Below are 2958 nucleotides of genomic sequence, written 5' to 3' on the forward strand. Positions count from 1 at the left end.
CGCGACTCATGAGTGCTCGGTTATATGCGGGCCAATTGGTTGTGCGGTAGATTTTGTGTGTAGGCTTCTTCATTTGAAAATTATATCGCTGAAAAAGCCTTTACAGATAGGTTTGTGCAACAAAGCCAATTAGATACATTAATTTTCCCTTTATGGTCATTACCAGAAACAGTCAGGTTTACTCTTAAACGTGACATATTAGCTTTTTGGAGCCCCTTATATACTTCTAATTCTTGAGGGGCAAAAGCAGGAGAAGCCAGTATAGACGTGGAAAATATAAGTAAGATTAGTAAAGAAAAAAATCTCATTTTTTGTGAAATCTCACTTTATAAAAAATATTTATGATTTTCATCAGTGTACTGCAAGAATTCAGGCTACTTGTTGACTTGAACACCTTTAAAAATCAACTTCTCTTTTTTTTGTGTTTCTATAAGCAGTTGTACCTGCCCCTTACGAGATTGAAGATACAATGTGGGAGCATTCACCAGAATATCTATCATCGTACTTTCACGTAAGTTGATATCATCAGGACAGCCCATCATTGTGGCAACAATTGGCTGTTCAGCATATAAACGATTGCCTTTAAAATGAATACCAATCGAATTTATATTACAAAATAAATTACCAATATACAGCATCTTATCTGCAAATTTTAGCGTGATAGACTGGTCAGGTTTTGAAGCCAAAAATAATGAATCTATACGTTCACTATTAGCATTTGTTGCCTCGATCAATTGCCAAGAAAATTTTGCTAAGGTCTGTTCACCAGAAGATATTACTTGTAATTCTTGCATCTTGGATTGATCGGCTGATGAAGGCCTATGACAAGCGCTCAAAAGTCCAACGACGAACATCAGTATAAATATTCTCGTCATCGTTATTGTCCGTATAAGAGATTCTAAAATTAATATAATACACGTTATCCGAAGTCAAAAATGGGTGCCTTAAGCTCCCATTTTTGAAGATTACTTTAAAATTTTGTTATTGATATTTGGTCACTCAAATTACCAATTCACTATGACTGCCTAATCGAACTAATTTCAAAATTAGCAGTTCACCTTCTTCTGTTTTCTTATAGATTAAAACAAGATCTGGTTTGATGTGGCAATCACGATGACCTACCCAATTACTGACCAAAGCATGGTCACGATACTTTTCAGGCAAAGGTTCATCAGCTTGTAATAACTCTAAAACAGTTTGTAGTTCAGTATCCACTGTATTTCGATGCTGGCCTTTTTTCTCACGTTTATAGTCTTTCTTGAATGCTGATGTGTACTTAATCGTCCGCATTTAGATCAGCCATCAAGTCTTTTACAGAAGTGAAGCTCTTTGCTTTGCTTAGATCTTCTTCCATTGCTGCAATGGTTTCAGCATTAGGTTGCCAAATTTCAAAAGGCAAAGCCTTTTCTTTAGCTACTTTGGTCAATAACAAACGGACTGCATCTGAGACGGTTAAGCCCATTGTTGCTAGAACTTCCGTTGCTTCATGCTTAATGTTTTCATTGATGCGAGTAGTTACTAGTGCATTTGAAGCCATGTTAAGCCCCTATGATTAACATTGTTAATCACACTATATTCCTAGATGACGAAAAGTTCAATTCGTATAACAGCCATTATGTTAAAGGAGAGGTATATTTGAATTAAATATGCCTATAAAGTTAATAGCTATCAATCATTGTTTGCTGAATAAGCCTTTAAAAGTAGGTTTATGCACTTAAGTTATTGTAAATAAAAAGATGTTCGTATTTTCAGTATTCTAACAATAGACTATAGTTGATTCTTTTAAACTAGGAATTACCATGAACCGATTTAAGACCTCTTTTTTAGTTATTTCTTTGGGTCTTACTTTAACTGCCTGCGGCGGCGGCAGTGATGGTGCATCGAGCTCTACAGGGAATGGTGCATCGAGCTCTACAGGGAATGGTGCATCGAGCTCTACAGGGAATGGTGCATCGAGCTCTACAGGGAATGGTACATCGAGCTCTACAGGGAACAGCGGCACCACACCAGATACTTCTACTGGTTCAGTATTAGAAAAATTGAATCCATCACAATCCTACAATATTATTTTTGACTACCCTAATTCTTCTGGTGCATCAAGACTTGATTCTGTAAAACAAAATGCCGATGGTATTATCACCGAATTTGGTGATTACAAAATTACAGGAGATATTGTTGCGAAAGAAATTGCTGGAAATAAAAACTTTACGATTGCTCGTGTAACCAAAGGAATTTTTAATTATGAAAAAAATGGGGAAATAAAATCAACAGATATTTCCAAATATAGCAATGCCTCTTATTTTTATTTTGCATTTACCCCAATCATTACTAAGCGTATTTCTGCCCAAACCAAACAAATTAACTGTACTGATGTTAATGCTACTCAAGCAAAAGTGACCAATAGTGGCCAATTTGAAAAATTTATTTCTCCATCCATTCATAATGGAAGTATTACCTTAAATCCTAACGGCAATATCGACGTTAAATTTACTGCAAAAAATGGCAGTGATGAAACTACCTTTGCTTCATCAATGAGATGGGTTGATTCATTCAATAACTATAGCAGCTATAACTTATTGGGTATCGTAGGACAACAAGGTGAATCAAATCAGATCGGTACATTTAACATAGCTGATAATGGACCAAATAGCCTAGTACTTGGTGCAATTTACCGTATGACTTTGAGCAATAATGGTAACTATCAAGGTGCTGTTTCTATGGTATGTAATTATTAATATAGCTTGATTGAAGTGTCATGCGCCTTAATCTTTATGTATTTTTTTAAATTTAAGACCTAGGCAGTGCCTAGGTTTTTTTATTTCGTATAACAGCCATTATGTTAAATAGATAGCAGTTGGGAGATTATTTATTCTTTCAATAGACAAAAACTTGCGGAATTTTTCTTAATTTGTAATCCTTGCGGCCAAGGGTGTCTAGCGTAGCTAAGACAGGTATTCG

4 protein-coding genes are annotated in these 2958 nt (G+C 35.5%); 1 reads left to right on the forward strand and 3 read right to left on the reverse strand.

Going from position 1 to position 2958, the window contains the following annotated elements; all coding sequences use genetic code 11:
• Window positions 1–374: 374 nt before the first annotated feature.
• The 3 genes from FTV04_RS16475 to FTV04_RS16485 all read right to left on the reverse strand — a co-directional run bounded on the left by FTV04_RS16475 (window position 375) and on the right by FTV04_RS16485 (window position 1537).
• Window positions 375–794: an META domain-containing protein gene (locus FTV04_RS16475; protein WP_164731167.1), complete on the reverse strand. Its 420-nt coding sequence runs from the start codon at window positions 792–794 to the stop codon at window positions 375–377.
• A gap of 205 nt (window positions 795–999) precedes the next feature.
• Window positions 1000–1290 (reverse strand): type II toxin-antitoxin system YafQ family toxin, encoded by a 291-nt coding sequence (locus tag FTV04_RS16480; RefSeq protein ID WP_127219988.1) that lies wholly within the window; start codon window positions 1288–1290, stop codon window positions 1000–1002.
• A complete protein-coding gene (locus FTV04_RS16485) occupies window positions 1277–1537 on the reverse strand; it encodes a type II toxin-antitoxin system RelB/DinJ family antitoxin (protein WP_005254175.1) in 261 nt (86 codons plus the stop codon). The genes FTV04_RS16480 and FTV04_RS16485 overlap by 14 nt, the downstream gene beginning before the upstream one ends.
• Before the next feature lie 262 nt (window positions 1538–1799).
• On the opposite strand from FTV04_RS16485, the gene FTV04_RS16490 reads away from it, so the two are divergent.
• Entirely contained in the window at window positions 1800–2735 is a 936-nt protein-coding gene (locus tag FTV04_RS16490; RefSeq protein ID WP_180090417.1) for a hypothetical protein, read from the forward strand.
• The last annotated feature ends 223 nt before the right edge of the window (window positions 2736–2958 follow it).

The organism is Acinetobacter sp. YH12219, assembly GCF_013417875.1.
Taxonomy (GTDB): domain Bacteria; phylum Pseudomonadota; class Gammaproteobacteria; order Pseudomonadales; family Moraxellaceae; genus Acinetobacter; species Acinetobacter amyesii.

What these genes read in the sequence shown, in the direction of transcription:
- FTV04_RS16475 (WP_164731167.1), bottom strand. Translation starts at nt 794, where the DNA reads ATGCAAGAATTACAAGTAATATCTTCTGGTGAACAGACCTTAGCAAAA.
- FTV04_RS16480 (WP_127219988.1), bottom strand. Translation starts at nt 1,290, where the DNA reads ATGCGGACGATTAAGTACACATCAGCATTCAAGAAAGACTATAAACGT.
- FTV04_RS16485 (WP_005254175.1), bottom strand. Translation starts at nt 1,537, where the DNA reads ATGGCTTCAAATGCACTAGTAACTACTCGCATCAATGAAAACATTAAG.
- FTV04_RS16490 (WP_180090417.1), top strand. Translation starts at nt 1,800, where the DNA reads ATGAACCGATTTAAGACCTCTTTTTTAGTTATTTCTTTGGGTCTTACT.